The 15661-nt window shown below is 71.4% G+C and carries 20 protein-coding genes; 9 read left to right on the top strand and 11 right to left on the bottom strand.

All coding sequences use genetic code 11. The features are described from left to right. The first annotated feature begins 317 nt into the window (after positions 1 to 317). Positions 318 to 1625 (top strand): SIR2 family protein, encoded by a 1308-nt coding sequence (locus UXQ13_RS11620; protein ID WP_336392334.1) that lies wholly within the window; start codon positions 318 to 320, stop codon positions 1623 to 1625. On the opposite strand, the gene UXQ13_RS11615 is transcribed toward UXQ13_RS11620, so the two are convergent. The 6 genes from UXQ13_RS11615 to UXQ13_RS11590 form a co-directional block, all read right to left on the bottom strand. After that, complete coding sequence (locus UXQ13_RS11615) at positions 1622 to 2515, bottom strand: phosphorothioated DNA-binding restriction endonuclease (protein WP_380093117.1); 894 nt, start codon at positions 2513 to 2515, stop codon at positions 1622 to 1624. The two genes, UXQ13_RS11620 and UXQ13_RS11615, sit on opposite strands and share 4 nt — an antisense overlap. Further along, entirely contained in the window at positions 2512 to 3024 is a 513-nt protein-coding gene (locus UXQ13_RS11610) for a hypothetical protein (protein WP_336392333.1), read from the bottom strand. Before UXQ13_RS11610 ends, UXQ13_RS11615 begins: the two co-directional genes overlap by 4 nt. A gap of 74 nt (positions 3025 to 3098) precedes the next feature. Further along, complete coding sequence (locus UXQ13_RS11605) at positions 3099 to 3704, bottom strand: hypothetical protein (protein WP_225235197.1); 606 nt, start codon at positions 3702 to 3704, stop codon at positions 3099 to 3101. A gap of 117 nt (positions 3705 to 3821) precedes the next feature. Next, on the bottom strand, positions 3822 to 4208 hold the full coding sequence (locus UXQ13_RS11600; RefSeq protein ID WP_225235198.1) for a hypothetical protein: 387 nt from the start codon (positions 4206 to 4208) through the stop codon (positions 3822 to 3824). A 15-nt stretch (positions 4209 to 4223) separates the two neighbouring features. Continuing rightward, positions 4224 to 5609, bottom strand: coding sequence for an ADP-ribosylglycohydrolase family protein (locus UXQ13_RS11595; protein WP_225235199.1), 1386 nt, complete (start codon positions 5607 to 5609; stop codon positions 4224 to 4226). Beyond that, positions 5606 to 6454: an ARPP-1 family domain-containing protein gene (locus tag UXQ13_RS11590; RefSeq protein ID WP_225235200.1), complete on the bottom strand. Its 849-nt coding sequence runs from the start codon at positions 6452 to 6454 to the stop codon at positions 5606 to 5608. The genes UXQ13_RS11595 and UXQ13_RS11590 overlap by 4 nt, the downstream gene beginning before the upstream one ends. A 75-nt stretch (positions 6455 to 6529) precedes the next feature. Between UXQ13_RS11590 and UXQ13_RS11585 the strand changes: the two genes are divergently transcribed. Then, positions 6530 to 7177, top strand: coding sequence for an NUDIX hydrolase (locus UXQ13_RS11585; RefSeq protein WP_225235201.1), 648 nt, complete (start codon positions 6530 to 6532; stop codon positions 7175 to 7177). Here the strand turns inward: UXQ13_RS11585 and UXQ13_RS11580 are convergent. Beyond that, positions 7174 to 7857, bottom strand: coding sequence for an HhH-GDP family DNA glycosylase (locus UXQ13_RS11580; protein ID WP_225235202.1), 684 nt, complete (start codon positions 7855 to 7857; stop codon positions 7174 to 7176). The two genes, UXQ13_RS11585 and UXQ13_RS11580, sit on opposite strands and share 4 nt — an antisense overlap. A 141-nt stretch (positions 7858 to 7998) precedes the next feature. Here UXQ13_RS11580 and UXQ13_RS11575 point away from each other — a divergent pair, with 141 nt between their 5' ends. The 4 genes from UXQ13_RS11575 to UXQ13_RS11560 all read left to right on the top strand — a co-directional run bounded on the left by UXQ13_RS11575 (position 7999) and on the right by UXQ13_RS11560 (position 11176). Next, positions 7999 to 8619 carry a hypothetical protein gene (locus UXQ13_RS11575; RefSeq protein ID WP_225235203.1) on the top strand — a complete coding sequence of 207 codons (621 nt, stop codon included), beginning with the start codon at positions 7999 to 8001 and terminating at the stop codon, positions 8617 to 8619. Next, positions 8616 to 9161, top strand: coding sequence for a hypothetical protein (locus tag UXQ13_RS11570; RefSeq protein ID WP_225235204.1), 546 nt, complete (start codon positions 8616 to 8618; stop codon positions 9159 to 9161). Before UXQ13_RS11575 ends, UXQ13_RS11570 begins: the two co-directional genes overlap by 4 nt. An 85-nt stretch (positions 9162 to 9246) precedes the next feature. Further along, on the top strand, positions 9247 to 10884 hold the full coding sequence (locus tag UXQ13_RS11565; RefSeq protein WP_336392332.1) for a nuclease-related domain-containing DEAD/DEAH box helicase: 1638 nt from the start codon (positions 9247 to 9249) through the stop codon (positions 10882 to 10884). 79 nt (positions 10885 to 10963) lie between these two features. Beyond that, complete coding sequence (locus UXQ13_RS11560) at positions 10964 to 11176, top strand: type II toxin-antitoxin system VapB family antitoxin (RefSeq protein ID WP_225235205.1); 213 nt, start codon at positions 10964 to 10966, stop codon at positions 11174 to 11176. On the opposite strand, the gene UXQ13_RS11555 is transcribed toward UXQ13_RS11560, so the two are convergent. The 3 genes from UXQ13_RS11555 to UXQ13_RS11545 form a co-directional block, all read right to left on the bottom strand. Further along, positions 11161 to 11562 (bottom strand): very short patch repair endonuclease, encoded by a 402-nt coding sequence (locus UXQ13_RS11555; protein WP_225236090.1) that lies wholly within the window; start codon positions 11560 to 11562, stop codon positions 11161 to 11163. The two genes, UXQ13_RS11560 and UXQ13_RS11555, sit on opposite strands and share 16 nt — an antisense overlap. A gap of 273 nt (positions 11563 to 11835) precedes the next feature. After that, on the bottom strand, positions 11836 to 12216 hold the full coding sequence (locus UXQ13_RS11550; protein ID WP_225236091.1) for a type II toxin-antitoxin system VapC family toxin: 381 nt from the start codon (positions 12214 to 12216) through the stop codon (positions 11836 to 11838). Beyond that, complete coding sequence (locus UXQ13_RS11545; RefSeq protein WP_225235206.1) at positions 12216 to 12437, bottom strand: antitoxin; 222 nt, start codon at positions 12435 to 12437, stop codon at positions 12216 to 12218. Before UXQ13_RS11545 ends, UXQ13_RS11550 begins: the two co-directional genes overlap by 1 nt. Before the next feature lie 104 nt (positions 12438 to 12541). Between UXQ13_RS11545 and UXQ13_RS11540 the strand changes: the two genes are divergently transcribed. The 3 genes from UXQ13_RS11540 to UXQ13_RS11530 all read left to right on the top strand — a co-directional run bounded on the left by UXQ13_RS11540 (position 12542) and on the right by UXQ13_RS11530 (position 15067). Beyond that, entirely contained in the window at positions 12542 to 13408 is an 867-nt protein-coding gene (locus UXQ13_RS11540) for an NAD(P)-dependent oxidoreductase (RefSeq protein ID WP_336392331.1), read from the top strand. A 160-nt stretch (positions 13409 to 13568) separates the two neighbouring features. After that, complete coding sequence (locus UXQ13_RS11535; protein ID WP_336392330.1) at positions 13569 to 13862, top strand: helix-turn-helix domain-containing protein; 294 nt, start codon at positions 13569 to 13571, stop codon at positions 13860 to 13862. Continuing rightward, entirely contained in the window at positions 13859 to 15067 is a 1209-nt protein-coding gene (locus UXQ13_RS11530; protein WP_336392329.1) for a type II toxin-antitoxin system HipA family toxin, read from the top strand. Before UXQ13_RS11535 ends, UXQ13_RS11530 begins: the two co-directional genes overlap by 4 nt. On the opposite strand, the gene UXQ13_RS11525 is transcribed toward UXQ13_RS11530, so the two are convergent. After that, entirely contained in the window at positions 15057 to 15650 is a 594-nt protein-coding gene (locus UXQ13_RS11525; protein WP_336392328.1) for a dihydrofolate reductase family protein, read from the bottom strand. The two genes, UXQ13_RS11530 and UXQ13_RS11525, sit on opposite strands and share 11 nt — an antisense overlap. Positions 15651 to 15661 lie beyond the last annotated feature (11 nt).

Below are 15661 nucleotides of genomic sequence, written 5' to 3'. Positions count from 1 at the left end.
TGGATGGGCGAGAGGGACGTGATGATGAAGCCGTGACCGGTCATGTGTTCGTCGTCCGCAGCAGCATCGAGGGCATCGTGTGCGATGACCTTGTCGTGTCCACAGATGGGCGGGGGGCCGCTGGGGTACGCAGGTCGTGGTGGCCTGCGCTGGGGTGGAGGTCCGAAGCGGACCGGTCAGCCGCACGGCCGGAGGATGCACGGGGGCGATGGACTCGACTTGCGTCGGGCACCGGCGTCGAGCCGAGTCGGTGGCTGCTCGCCGTCGGGTCTCGAGGAAGTGGAGGCCCGTCCTGGGTCGCCGATGGTGTCCGCGAGGTGCTGGAGGCCATCGCTTCGCAGAGCGCCGAGCACCTGACCCCCGGACGGCCGAGGCGGGTGGCGGTACCAGTCTTCGGGGTGGATGGCGGTGGCCTCGACGGGCAGCGCGGTGAAGTCGTCGAGGAGCTGCTAAAGGCGTGCGACGACTCTGCCGAACTGCACGGCCTGGACGTGGTCATCGTCGCCAGAGCGGCCTCTGACTACTCGGCGCTCCAATCCCTCCGACGCAGTGCTCCTGCGCGCGGACTCGTCGCACCCCTCGAGGGGGATGCTCGACGACTAGGTGACCTGGCTCGGCGTGGCCAGCTCGCGCTCTTCATGGGAGCCGGGACAGGGGTAGCTGCAGGTCTCCCGCTCTGGGACGGTCTGCTTACGCGCTTGGCCGAGGGCGTACGCATGCCTGGCGGAGCCGAAGCGCTCGCCCGCATGAACCCGCTGGACGCCGCTGAGGTGCTTCGGCGGGCATTCAGCAAGTCCGGGGACAAGGCTCGTACGCTCGGCGAGCGGGTCGCCGATGTCATCGGCACGCCCGCGCGGTTCGCGCTCAGTCACGCGCTGCTCGCTGCTCTGAACGTCGGCAACGCGATCACCACGAACTTCGACGACCTGTACGAACGGGCCGTCGAGACCGCGACCGGCGCCCGGCCTCAAGTGCTGCTCCCGAAGGGGGAGCAAGCAGAGGGCGGCTCAGGACGGTGGCTGCTCAAGCTGCACGGGGACGCCAGCGAGCCGGACACCGTCGTCCTGGACCGCCGATCCTTCGTCCGGTACGATGCCGAGCAGCGGCCTCTGGCCGCCGTCCTGCAGGCCACGCTGCTGACCCGCCACCTGTTCGTGGTGGGCGCCTCCATGAACGACGACAACGTCATCAGGCTCGTCCACGAGGTGGCGGTCCTGAAGGAGAAACGAGGCGGGAAGGCCGAGCTGGGCACGGTCGTGACACTTCAAGACGACCCACTCTCCGCAGAATTGTGGGCGCCGGAGCTGCGCTACCTCTCGGTCGGGGGCGCCGCGCCCTCCGAGGAGACGGTTGACAAGCGCTCGGCCCGGATGGTGAGCGCGGCTCGGGAGCTCGACGTCTTCCTCGACCGGGTCGCGCAGCACGCAGCGCGTGGCACCGCCACGCTCATGGACCCGCGGTACTCGGCGCTGATCCGGGACGACGACGAGCGCAGGACGGCGCAGAAGCTCGCACAGCTGAGGAGCTGGGTCGAGAAGTGGGCCACGTCCGGTCAGCACGCCGAGGACTGGCGCGACGTCCTCGATGCGTTGGACTCGGCGGGAGGGTCGTCGGCCGACTCCTAGGCGGCGAGCGCGGCGCCCTTGAAGACCTGATCCCTCTGCCAGGCGACGTGCACGGGTGCGGGAAGCGGCGTACCGGGTTGAGCGGACAGAGGACGGCCGTGGAGCCAGTAGACCTGTCGGCCCGCCTCGGTCCTCGCCGTGAAAGAACCGGACACCGTGACCCGGTGCCGGTCATCGAACCCCAGGACTCCTCGGTCGAACAGCTTGTGGTGGAGCATGCACAGCGCCAACCCGTTGTCCAGATCATCCGGACCGTCGAAGGCGAACCAGCGAACGTGCGCTGCCTCAAGCCCCACCGGGACACCGGCGACCTGGCCGTCGTAACCGCAGAAGGCGCACCGCCGGTCCCAGGCGTCGACGACAGACATCCGCCACGTCGGATCCCGCCGACGAAGGTTCGTCGACGGGCCGACGGTTGTCTCCACCAGCTCGACGAGACCGACGGCGGTGAGGACGTCGTCGGAGATGGTGGCGGGGAATTGGCTGTCCACCAACGAGCGAGCCAGCTCGGCGACGGCGCCCGGGGCCGACCGGAGGTGCTGCTCGATCTCCGGGACGAAGGCGCCGGTGACCCCGTCCCGACGAAGAGGCCCCACTGAGTCCATGGCGACGTCGTGGTCCAGGTGCCAGACGGCCTCCGCTCGGAGTCGGGTGAACGGGTACGCGGCGCTCTGCGCAGGCGATGTCCGGGACGCCGGACCGAACTCGGCGATCAGCTCTGCGAGCTGGGTCTCGGCGACCGACCACGGCACCGCCGAGCTACCGGTTGACTGCAGTCGACCGAGGGCGAGCAGCACCAGCAGCGGTTTGTGAGGCGACCGGGTGCCGTCGCGTCGGTGCTGTTTCAGGCTCCCGAAACGTCGGAGGACGTCGTCGGCGGTAGACGTCATTCTCCCGACAAGGTGTCGATGAGCGCATCGTCGCGGACGGCGTCGATGCCCAAGCCCTTCAGCGCATCGACGAGCACCTGCTCCCGCGCTGGGTCGATCTCGAGGTAGTCGCCGTTGAGTGTCGTCGTGATACGGCGGGCGCCCATGGGCGGTGATTTCAGCGCAGCCCACGCCTCGACGTCGCTCTCCGCGAACAACTCCAACGTCAGCGCGGTCGGCATGGGCGGCCAGTCGCCGTCCAGGACGGCGCCGGTGTCGTCCCACGAGTACGGCGACTCCGGAGTGAGGTCCTCGTCCTCCATCTCCTCCGCGCTCTCGGGCGCACCCGGGACCCACGTTGCGCTGAGCTCGCGGTTGAGATCCATGGCCTGACCGACGGTGGTGCACTCCTTCACCCGCGCAATTGCGTCGCTCAATGCCCGTGCGCGATCTCTGTCGATGACGCACAGCGATTCGTGCAGTCGATAGAACCCGTAGACCACAGAGCTCGGCCGTGCATCACCCGTCATGCCACCAGGCAATCAGAATGGTGACCTTGGTGACGAGCGGTTGGTCTGCAGCGTGTCCCAACAGACGCGATTGGTCAGGCCTCGACCCCCGCCGCTCGCAGCAACTGGGCCAGCCGGCCGATCTCGGACGCGGCGGGAGTGGTGGTGAGCGACGCTTGGAGGTGGGCCCACATGTCCTTCATCGTTAGGAAGCTGAAGGTGCACCCGTCCAGATGCTTGGCGATGGTCGGGTCCGCCGACCACGCTGCAGCGGCGGCAGTCGGATCATTCGAACCGGGACCCTTGAGCGCGGCGACCGCGATGGAGTAGTGGAAGTCGCGCTGACCAGCCGCCTTCTCGACCTCATCCCGAAAAGCTTCGGACCACTCCGGCCGCCATAGCTCACGGAAGTGGCGCCACGTTGCCCTCTTGGGGTTGGCCTTTTCCTCCCGCAGCTCGGCCAGCTTCCCTGCAGGGAAGAAGCCAGCCTGCCAGGCCTTGCACGACACGACCCGGACTCGGTCGGGCCCGGACAGGCTCGGGTGAATCCCGATGACGTCTACGTCACTGGCTACTGAGTGCTCGTGTGCGCTGTAGCCCGGGAAAGCCTTCGACGGCCGGAACTTCAGGTTGTGGCGGGTGAAGTAGCCGTTGAGCTGCAGGTAGTCCTCAACGACCTGCTCCAGCACGTCCTCTTTCACAGGTTCACCTCGCACATCGGGCCGTCGGTCTCTGCACGGACAACGCCGAGGGCCCGGGACGAACCGGCGCGATGTCCGGCCTGCCTCATCGAGCACGCCTCGCCGAGCGGCATGACCTCACCAGGCATAGCTGGACACCAGGCTTCGGATGTCGGCGAGGTCGCCGTCGAGTTCGCGTCGGGTGTCCGCCGTCCAGGCCATCGCGAGCGCTTCGCAGATGTCCGTGGCGTCTTTGAGCTCGGCCATGGTGTCCTCGTAGCCCTCAGGGACGACCATGGACGCCAGGCCGTCCTTCGCGTGGGTCTCGACCTTGGCCTCGTAGCGCTCGCCGACCCAGCGGCGCAGCAAGTTCAGCGCGGCGGTCGGCCGCCCGTAGATGTTCTCGCCACCGGACTTCTGCAGCTCGCGGACCACGGCGGTGGCCAGGACCGTCCGCTGCTCCAGCAGGTCGATGGCCTCGAACCGCTCGACCGCACCAGCCTCTGACGATGCAACCAGTCGCATGATGTCCTCCCCGTGTCAGCGCACGCGCTCGAGCGCGGCGGTGAAGCTGTCGTTCCACTCGCTCAGGTGCGGCCACCTGGCAGCGACCGTGTCGGTTGCCTGCTCCGCGGTCAAGCCCTGGCTCCGCCGCAACCACGCACGCAGCACCAGGCCGGTGCGCGACTGCCCGGCGTGGCAGTGCACCAGGACCTGTCGTCCTTCCGCCCGCAACGCCGCCATGTCGTCGAGGACGTCGGCCAGCACGGCGTCGACCTCGCTGTTGGCGTCGTCGTCGGTCAGGTAGGCGAATCGCTGCACCTCGTGGTCGAAGGGCTCACCGGTCCGGCACAGCGAGACGACGGCGAACTCCCGCGAGCTGTGCCGGGCGCCGTCCAGGTCGCTGGCCCAGACGCCGTCGGTGATCTCGCGTGGCTCAAGCGCCTGAGTGGATGGCGGCTCGTGTCGGGGTTGAGACTTGCCGAGGAGCCCGGCGGTCAACGCATGCAGATCCGGGAGGTCCCACACGCGGCCACCGAACCCGGGCACCCGTCCGTGCGCGACCGACGTCCAGCGCATCGGGATGCCCGCGATGCCGAACACGGCCCCGGCCAGCCCACCCGCGACGGCGGCCACCGTGTCGGTGTCCCCGCCGAGGTCGATCACGCGCCGCAGCACCTGCGCGAAGGACGTCGCCCCACGTAGCGCCCACACGGCCTGGCCGAGCGTGGGCCACACGGCTCCGTTGCTCTCGGTCGCATCCGTCGGCGTCCAGTCGGGGGCCAGCACCGCCGCCCAGCGCTCACGGTGCTCGGCTGCGACGTGCTGCAGGGTCTCGGGGACGGCGGCCAGCGGATCGTCGCCGTCCAGGGCCACCCGCACCAGGTCGTGGAAGATCGCGCAGCCCTCGCCGGCCGACGGGTCGCCGTGGGTGAGCGCGGAGATCCGACGGGCGGCGTCCATGGTCGCCGCCCGTCCCTGCGGCGCGAAGAAGACCGCCGCCGGCGTCGTCCGCATCAATGACCCGTTGCCGGCGGCGTGACCGGAGCGCTCGAAGTGCTCGGCCGCGGCGACGTCCCACCGTCGACCGGACCCCAGGACGGCGCGCGTCTGGTTGCCCATGTCCGGCGGGTTCGCCTCGGCCCAGCGGCGGAAGCGGTCGAACAGGTCGGCCTCGTCCAGGCCGCCGCGCTCGGCCAGGGAACCGGCGACGAGCAGGGCCATCTGGGTGTCGTCGGTGAACTCGCCCGGCTCCCAGTCCAACGACCCGCCGCCGCACATCTCCGTCGCGGCGCCCCGGGCGTCGTCCGGGAATCGGGCCGAGAAGCGCCGAGCCGGGCCGAACTCGAACGGGGCGCCGAGGGCGTCGCCGACGGCGGAGCCGATGACGGCGCCGGCGGCGCGGTGCGGGCGGGGCATGGTCATGACGCCTCCAGGACTGGGTGGGTGAGGTCGATTGCCGTCAGGTGCACGGTGCGGTCGCGCCAGCGGACGTCGTCCACCCTGATGCGACCGCCCCCGCCGTACCGGCGGCCCGCGCCGGCGCCACGAACCGCGGTGAGGTCGGTGCCCTGCACCCGCTCGGCGAACCCGCGGGCCAGCGCAGCGGTCGTGCGGACGGCGGGCCGGCCCAGGGCGTCCAACGCGGCGGCCTCGAGCAGGGGCCGCCAGTGGGCGGTGAGCGCTCGACGCGAGCCGAACAGCTCAAGGGACACCGGTCTGCCGGCGATCCCGATGAGGACACCGCTCTGTCCTGCCAGCGGGGCCAGGTCCATCGCCTCGACCTTGGCCCGGTCGAGCCGATCGGTCAATGAGTCGGTGGGGGAGGGGCCGGCCACCGCGGAGTAGCCGGACACCCGCCGCCAGACCCGGTCCTGCCCGTCGGGCTGCTCCAGGTGCGGTCGCAGGGCAACTGGTGCGCGTCGGGCCCGGCGCCGGTGCGTGCTCTCGCCGCCCCACCGGCCGTGCTCGACGCAGAGGACTGGGAGGACGGTGGAGGTGGCCGGGGCCAGCACCGTCGATGCGGTGAGCGTCCGGTTCTGCCAGCCACCCTCGAGCAGCTCGCCGGCCAGCAGGAGCGTCGGCTTCGCCGAGCGGTTGGTCACCACGAGCTGGTCGACCGACGGCGAGCCCGCCCGCTCGCTGACGTCGACGGCGGCATCGGCGCCGGTGGCGAGGCCGGTGACCGGGGACGCGTCGGTCCAGACCGGGAAGACGGTGAGGGCACCGCGGTGGGTGCCCTGCCCCACGTGCAGTCGGAGACGAACCATGCTGACCACCCCGTTCGAATTAGCGCAACCTTGCGCATAACAAGAGATAGACGGGTTCTGCGCTAAAGTCAACCCGTGTACCGAGACTCCAGCGGCAAGGCGCTGACCGACTACCCACGGCCGTCGGTCGCGGTGGACACCGCGGTGCTGACCGTGCCGCCCGTCGAGGCGTCCCTCGACGTCGTGCTCGTGCGGGCGGACGGCGGCTGGGCGCTGCCCGGGACCTTCCTGCACGAGGGGGAGACGCTCGCCCAGGCCGTGCGGCGGTCCCTCGTGGAGAAGGTCGGGCTGAGCGATCGGTCGCCGCACCAGCTGCAGGTCTTCGACGACCCGGAGCGGGACGACCGCGGATGGGTGCTGAGCGCGGCGCACGTCGACGTCGTCCCGTGGGGCGAGCTGGCGCCGGTGCTGGAGGCCCGCCCGGACGACGTCGTGCACCGGCCCTGCGACGAGGTGCGGGGCCTGGCGTTCGACCACGACACGATCGTCCGGCTGGCAGCAGAGCACGTGCGGGCGCGGTACCGGGAGCGGCCCGACCCGGCCGGGCTGGTGCACGAGCCGTTCACCCTGCGGGAGCTGCGGGTCGTGCACCAGGCCGTGCTGGGCCGGCTGCCGCGGTCGGCGGACACCTTTCGCCGGGCCATGCTGCCGTTGCTGACCGAGGTGCCCGGGGTGCGGGAGGGGACGGTCGGCAAGCCGGCGCAGCTGTACCGGCGGAGCTAGGGGGCGGGGTTGCTGAGCTCGCCAACGCTGCTGGCACCCACGCGCATGTGGGCCCAGATGGCGTGGTCCAGGTCGGTCGCATTCTTCCCGGGGATGAGTTGGGCGGCGGCGTGTACGAGAGCCTCCGCTTTAGCAGCGGACACCCGCCTGCCGACGGCCTTGCTGACGCCGCGGATAACCCAGGTGTCAGCCTTCACGCCAGGCGAGCCGAGCAGCATTCCGAAGTACTTCCATGTCACGACGGCGAGCCCTCGTACCGATGTCCACGCGGCCTTCTGGTCATGGTCGTCGACGCGGACGTCGGCGCCGTGCGCCACACCCACGGCGACCAAGTTCGACGCCGCCTCGACGATGGCCGACGCCTTGGTCCGCCCTGATGTCTTCTGCCTGACGCCAAGGATGTTCGCCAGTGTCTCCGCGTCCTGAGTGCTGAGGGCCGTGAGGTCGTCGACCGACCCCTCGCGGCTCTTCTTGTAGGCATCAACAGCCCTTTGGACTCCGGTCGCCGCGCTCGTGTCCGTGGCCGCGCGCCCGTACCGGGCGCGGATGGAGAGGACGGAGTCGACCAGGGCGGCCTCGATTTGGCCGGGCCTTCCCCCTGGCCATCGGACAGCCGCAGTCAAGACCTCCTTCTGCAGCCACGTGGCCAGCTTCTCGGCGTCGGAGTCCAGGGCGGTCATGTCCGGAGCATCCACCATCCAGCGGCTACCCGAAATGCCGACCGGTGGTGTTCCAACTCGAGCGCCATGGCTGGGGATTGTCTGACCTGTGTGCCAATGTCCGCATCGGTCGTCACGGGGTCGGCCGGCAGGAGGTTCGGCATGGCCGACTATGGCGTCTCAGCGGGGCAGGTGTGCCCGCAGTGCGGGCTGGAGGACGCCGTCCCGGTGGTGATCGGGATGCCGGGCCCCGAGCTCGGGCGGGCCGCGGACCGTGGCCTGGCCGTCCTCGCCGGCTGCGTGGTCGTCGAGGGACGAGGCGCTTTCCACTGCCGGGTGTGCTCGCACGAGTGGGGGTCCATCGACGACCCGACCGCCGACGAGCAGGCGCTCGCCGACCTGCTCGCCGTCGGTTACGACGACGTCGTGCGGGCGCTCGGCACCGGCTGGCGGCAGGTGGGCGACGACGTGGTCAGCCTGACCTGGTTCGTCAGCGGTGAGCCGGCGCAGGTCGCCGTCGGTGTGGGCGCCGGTGTGCTCGTCGTCGGCCCGGCGCGCCCGGACCTCGCCGTCATCGAGGACGAGGGTCGGACGTTCAGCCGGGACGACCTGCTCTGCTCCCCGGAGTGGCTGGTCGCCGCAGCCGACGAGTTCGCGCGCGGACGGCGCCGGAGCTTCCGCTGGTGCCCGACCTGCCGTCGGCCGCACGCACCCGAGGACTTCGCGGCCTACCGCGGGGTCTGCGTGGACTGCGCCCAGCGCCACCACGGGCTGGAGCGGTGAGCGAGCCGCGACGGCGCTGGGTGTCCGGGATGCCGACCCATGCCGAGCTGGAGTCCGTCGACTTCCACCCGGCCGAGGAGCTCCCGCAGGGGCCGATCCCGACCGGCCCGGAGTTCCGGGTGATGAGGTCCATCCTGGGTCTCACCCTCGGTGAGCTCGCCGGCCTAGCCTGCCGGCCCGTGCACTGGGTGGCCGCCATCGAGGGTCGCCGTGTCCCGCTGGCCGACCCCGACGAGCTGACCCTGCACACGGTGCTCATGAAGTCCGGGGTGCGGTGGCACCCGGATCTGGTGGAGGTCGCGAACACGGCCTGGCGGTCTCTCGACGTGCAGGACTGGGCGCAGTTGCTCGACGACACCGGCAGTACGGACATCGCTGACCTCGACGAGATGGCCGGGACCCGGGTGGATATCAGCAATCAGGACGGCGACCTGCTCGTCGTCGGCCTCCACGCCGAGGTGCGGATGGTCTTCCCGTTGGACATCGAGGAGTTCTGGGACGTCGTCGAGGACGTCGCGCGGGCCACCGGGCCAGCTGCATGACCCGCCCGGGTTGGGCGTGCTCCCGGACGGCACGTGCCCCTGCCAAGCTGCCGGGGACGGGGTCGACGACGACGGGGGAACGGCGATGACGGCGCGGATGTACCCGCAGGACCCAGCATTCGCCTCGCCTGCAGAACGGTTGTTCGTGCAGTCGCTCCGGGGCCAGCTGCCCGACGACGCCGTGCTGATCTGCAACCAGCGGTTCACCGACCGCGGTGCCGACCGGGAGGCGGACGTGATCGTGGCCTGGCCCGGTCACGGCGTTGCCGTGCTCGAGGTCAAGGGCGGCAGCGTCTCGTTGCAGGACGGGCAGTGGTGGCAGACCGGTGGCCGCAGCAAGGCCATCCACCCGGTCGAGCAGGCGCTGAAGTGCAAGTACGCCCTCCGTGACTTCCTCGACCACGCGCCGCGGTGGTCGCGCGGCAACCCCCGCCTCGCCCACCTGGTCGCACTGCCCACGACCACGCTGCCCGACGGCTTCGTCGCCCCGGATGCACCGCGGTGGGCGGTCATCGACAAGACCGAGCTTGACCAAGCCGCTGGACGCATCGCCTCGGCCCTGCGCCGGGCAGAGAACCAGCCGGACGCACCGAGCGCGGACGACGTCGAGCTGCTCGTCGACTGCCTGGTCGGCACGTTGATCCCGCAGGCGGACCTGGTGGCGCAGCTCGGCGAGCGGGAGGCGGCTGTCGAACTGCTCACCAAGGAGCAGGCCCGCTTGCTCGACTTCCTCGAGTCGCACGACCGGGTCGAGATCCGCGGGGGAGCCGGCTCGGGGAAGACCTGGCTGGCCGTCGAGAAGGCCCGGCGGCTGACCGCAGACGGCCAGCGGGTCGCGCTGCTCTGCTACTCCCGCGGGTTGGCCGAGTTCCTGCGACGCCGGGTGGCGACACTGCCGCGCAAGCAGCGGCCGGCCTACGTCGGTGAGTTCCACGAACTGGGCATCGCCTGGGGCGTCGAGCGCGGGCGGGACGACGACGGTGAGTACTGGGAGAGCCGGTTGCCCGAGGAGATGGTCGAGCGCGCGGGCCAGCTGGCTGCGGCCGACCTGTTCGACGCGGTGGTCATCGACGAGGCGCAGGACTTCGACCAGTCCTGGTGGCCGGCCGTCCTGGCGTCGCTCCGGGAGCCCGAGAACGGGTGCCTCTACATCTTCTCCGACGAGGGGCAGCGGGTGTTCATGCGGCACGGCAGCTCGCCGGTGCCGCTGGAGACCTACGACCTCAAGGCCAACCTGCGCAACACCAAGCAGATCGGCGGCACCTTCTCCAGCCTCACCCGGGCCCAGATGACGCTGCTCGGCGGCGAAGGCCTCCCGGTCCGCTTCGTCCCGTGCACCGACGAGGACGCCCTCGAGGTGGCCGACGACGTGGCGGTGGGCCTGCTCGACGCCGGCTGGCCACCGGAGTCGGTCGCGCTGCTCACCACGCTGCGCCGGCACCCCGTGCAGATCGAGCGGCAGGCCGCCGGGCAGGACGCCTACTGGGCGTCGTACTGGGACGACAAGGACCTCTTCTACGGGCACGTCCTGGGCTTCAAGGGGCTCGAGCGGCCGGCGATCGTGCTGGCCATCAACGGCTTCCGGGACGAGCAGCGGGCCCGCGAGATGCTCTACGTCGGGCTGTCCCGGGCGCGCGACCTGCTGGTGGTGTGCGGCGATCCGGAACTCATCCGGCGGGTCGGCGGAGACGCTGTCGCCCACCGCCTTGGTGTCCAGGGATGACCATGGCCGGCGACCGCCAGCCAAGCGTCATCCTGAGCAAGATGGGTCTCTCCCGTGTACGAGTGGAGGTGGCGCGTTGATGACGGAGGTCGACATCGACGAGGGCCTGCTCGACCAGGCCAAGGCGTTGCTGGGCACGACGACCACCGAGGCCACCGTGCACGCGGCGCTGGAGGAGCTGGTAGCGCTTCGGCGCCACGCCGCCGCCCTCGACGAGCTCGCGGGCGTCGAGCTCGACGACCGGGCGACCACGTCCGGTTCGAGGGTGGAAGCGCTTCAAGCCCGGGACTGACGGCGCAGGTCATGCCGCAATGCAGACCACGTGCCCGCGATCGCACGGACGACGTCGTCCGCCGGTTCGTGCTCCCAGAAGCGGAGGACGGTCCAGCCCATGCCCTCCAACTGCGCCGTCACCGAGAGGTCCCGCAGCTGGTTGGTCTCCAGCTTCACCACCCACCACGCCGAGTTCGCCCGGGGATGGTGCAGGTGCTCCGGGCACGAGTGCCAGAAGCACCCGTCGATGAAGATGGCCAACCGGACCCGGGTGAAGGCGATGTCGATCGTCCGCCGGCGTTGGCCCGGCACCGGGTAGGCGACCCGGTACCGAAGGCCGGCCGCGTGCAGCCGGCGCCGCACAGCCAGCTCTGGTCCGTTGTCACGTCTCCGTGTTCTGCGCATCCGCGCCGAGACGACGGCGCTCGACGAGCCGGGGTGCGGCGGGGGCTGTGGGGTGCGGGCCACCTGGGGGACCCTGCCCAGCGATCGACGCAGACGCCAGGGACAGCCGCCGACCTGTGAACGGCGGGCGCAGGTCAGACGGACTGCAGGTCCGCCACCGTCCGGGCCAGTGCCGCGGCCACCGGGGTGCCCGACAGACGTCGAGTGATCACCCCCGACCGCGCGGCAGTACCGGTGAGTGCCGCGCTGCCGCCGATGCGGGTCAGGACCGGCTCAGCTGGGCACGACGGTGATGGGACACCGGGGCCCACCGGACCGGGCCAGGCGCGCATCGGCCGTGACCAGTGGACAGTCCAGCGCCTCGGCCAGAGCGACATAGCTGGCGTCGTACGCCGTGACGGCGTCCCGCAACTGCCAGATGCGGTCCAGCAGCGGGTGGATGGGATGTCGGACCAGCGCCAACCGGGCCCAGGTCCCGAGGCAGGCTTCGGCCGCCGTATGGGTCAGCTGGCGGGAGAGGGCGAGACGGCGGAGGGTCTGAGCTACTTCGGCGTCCGCGAGGTGTGGCACGTGGACCTGGTCGCCGGTGAGCATCGCGCGGGCCGGGCCCGCACGGAGCAGGGCGGCGAGTCCGGCTGAAGCGTCCAGGACCATCACTTCTCGGCGCGGCCCTCGTCGAGATGGGTGACCAGCGTGTCCACCGAGATCCCGGTGTCCGGGAGTGCGTCGAGCAGGCGACCGTTGTCGGCCCGGCGAGACACCATGTCCAGCTCGCGCACCGCCACTGCACTGACCGACGATCGCTCGGCCCGGGCGATGGACTCCAACCGAGTGATGACGTCGTCGGGGACGTTCCGCAAGTACAGCGTGGGCATGTCGCTATGTTCCACGCACGCGTTGCACATAGCAAGCGCTCGGCGCACCATCCGGTCAGGTGTGCGAGCGCCCTCTTCTGGTCACCGGGGGAGCGGTGACAACCATGCACGCAGGAATGAGGAGCTCGATGACGGTGCAGTCGGTGGCAGTGCTCGGCCTGGGCACGATGGGTGCGGCGATGGCCGCGCGCCTGGTGGATGCCGGGCTCGACGTCCGGGTGTGGAACCGCAGCCCGGAGAAATCCGAGCCGTTCGGTGACCGGGCGGCCGCTTCCGCCGCCGAGGCGGTCGAGGGGGCGGACGCCGTCCTCACCATGCTCTTCGACGCCGACTCCGTGCGCTCGGTCGCCGACGACGTGCTGCCGGCCATGCACCAGGGCGCGATCTGGATCCAGTCCTCCACCACCGGGCCGGCCGCCGCCGAGGAGTTCGCCGCCCGCGCCGCCGAGGCCGGGGTTCGCTTCCTCGACGCACCCGTCCTGGGTACCAAGGCGCCCGCCGAGCAGGGCAAGCTCACCGCCCTCCTCGCCGGGGACGACGCCGACGTCGACGCCGTCCGGCCCGTGCTGGACGCGATCTCGGTCAAGCAGGTCCGGGTCGGCGCACCGCCGCAGGCCTCCGCGCTGAAGATCGCCGCCAACGCCTGGATCGCCACCGTGACCGCCGGCATCGGTCAGTCGCTGACCATCGCCGAGCGGCTCGGCGTCGACCCCGCCGTGCTGCTCACCGCGCTCGAGGGCAGCGCCGTCGACACGCCCTACCTGCAGATGAAGGGCAAGGCCGTCCTCGCCCGCGACTTCACGCCCTCGTTCGAGGTGACCGGCCTGCTCAAGGACGTCCGGCTGGCCGCGGAGACCCCGGGTGTCGACCCGACGCTGCTCGACGCACTGGCGACGCTGTACTCCAGCACCGCCGACGCGGGGCACGGCGACGAAGACGTCTCGGCCGTCTGGCACGCCTTCCAGCGGTGACCCCTTGTCGTTGCTCGAGCAGCGACAACCTGCCCGGCACTCGACATCGAGCAGCAGACCCGATCTTGTCGTTGCTCAAGCAACGACAAGATCTGTCCGATGGGTGATGTGCAGCGGTTCCGTCCTCTATCGTTGCTCTGGCGACGACAGGAGGTGCGGGGTGTCCGTGCCACGACGCCGGGCGGTGCGCCGCTCCGGCAACCTCGCCGCGGCCGGTGAGCTCGTCCGCGAGCGCCGGCTGCAGCTCGGTCTGACCCAGGCCGACCTGGCCGACCTGTCCGGCGTGGGTTTGTCCTCGGTCCGCGCGCTGGAGGCCGGCAAGGAGTCCGTCGGCCTGTCCCTCGCCCTCGACGTCCTCGCCGCCCTGGGCCTCGGGCTCGGGCTCGGACCGCGGCCCGCCCTGCTGCGGGCACCCGACGTCCTCCTGCTCGGCCAGGCGCGGGACCCGCGGTGAACGACCCGCGCGAGGTGACCGTCGCCGACGTCCACAAGGCAGGCCGACCGGCCGGGCGACTGACCCGGGACGGCGACGACGTCGTCTTCGGCTACCTGCCCGACCACGACGGCCCCGCGGTGGCGAGCACCCTCCCGCTCGGGGTCGACGAGACCCGGGCGACGGCCGGCGCCGTCCCCCCGTTCTTCGCCGGGCTGCTCCCCGAGGGGGCACGCCTGCAGGCGCTCATCACCGGCGCCCGGACCTCCACCGATGACCAGCTCACGCTGCTGCTGGTCGGCGCCGACGCGATCGGCGACGTCCAGGTCGTCCCGGCGGGGGAGGAGCCATCGGTCCCCGCGCCGCTGCTCGACCCGGCGGCGCCCGGGGACGTCGACTTCGGTGTCCTGTTCGAGCGGGCCACCTCGCCCGACGCCGGCGGGCTCGACCGGGTCGCGCTGCCCGGCGTCCAGGTCAAGGCCTCGGCGGCGGTCGTCTCGACCCCGCTGGGCACCACCACCGGCCCGGCGATCCTCAAGCTCGACCCGTCCGGCCGGCCGCACCTGGTCGCCAACGAGCACTTCTTCCTGACCATGGCCGCCGCCTGCGGTCTGCCCGTGCCCGACCACCAGCTGCTGCGCGACGCCGCCGGGCGGGCCGGTCTGCTGGTCACCCGCTTCGACCGGGTGCCCGGCCCGCCGCACCGCCTCGCGCAGGAGGACGCCTGCCAGGTGCTCGGGCGGTACCCGGCCGCCAAGTACCGGATCAGCCTGCAGGAGGCCGCCCTCGCGCTGGGTCGGACGGTCGAGGACGGTGGGGGTTCCCGTCCGCTCGCGCTGCGCCGCATCCTCGAGGTCGCCGCCTTCAGCTACCTGATCGGCAACGGTGATCTGCACGGCAAGAACCTCTCCGTCCGGCAGAACCCCGACGGGATCTGGGAGCTCACGCCGGCCTACGACCTGCTCTGCACCCAGCCCTACGCGAGCTGGTCGGACCCCATGGCCCTGGACCTCTACGGCCGGGTGGCCGAGCTCGGCCGGCGCTGGTGGCTCGACGCTGCGGCCCGGTTCGGACTGCCCGAGCGCGCGGTCATCCGGTCGCTGGACCGCATCGTCGCCGCTGCCGAGCCGTGGATCGACCGGGTCGGCGAGATCGGCTTCGACGACCCGACCACGCAGCGGTTGGCCGACCTGCTCCGCACGCGCCGGGGCGAGCTCACCGCCTGACCGGGAACGACAGGTGGGTGACCCGGGCGGACGGGACGCAGACCGTCGGGTCCGAGAGGAGCTCGGGGTCGACGACCGCGTCGGCGAAGAACCTTCGCCCGGACCCCAGCAGCACCGGGACGAGGTCGACGTCCACGCGGTCCAGCAGCCTCGCCGTCAGCGCCTGGCCGGCGACCGTCCCGGCGGCCAGGCCGACGACGGCGTCCCCGGCCAGCGCTTCGCCCTTCGCCACCGCGGCGCCGATGCCGTCGGTGACGAACACCGTCGACGGGCCGGCCCAGGCCCAGTCCGTCGGCGGCGAGTGGGTCAGCACCACCACCGGGACGCCGAGCGGGTGCACCCCGCGCCAGCCGTCGGTCAGGTCGAACAGCCGCCGCCCGACCACCACGGCCCCCAGCGAGGACCGCCACGCCGTCCAGTGGTCGGCGCTGGCCCGGGTCAGCCGGAACGGGGGCAGGTCACCGGCGTTGGGCACCTCCACGTCGCCCGCGGAGTACCAGTCGAACAGGTGCCCCGGGGTGTCGTCGTCGTGCGCGATGAACCCGTCCAACGACATCGAGGCGGCTGCGGTCACGATCCCCATGCCAGCCGAGA

It is taken from the genome of Klenkia terrae, assembly GCF_037083865.1.
In the GTDB taxonomy this organism is placed as follows: Bacteria; Actinomycetota; Actinomycetes; order Mycobacteriales; family Geodermatophilaceae; genus Klenkia; species Klenkia terrae.
Note: the sequence above shows the minus strand (reverse complement) of the source record. Positions and strands in the feature narration are given on the sequence as shown.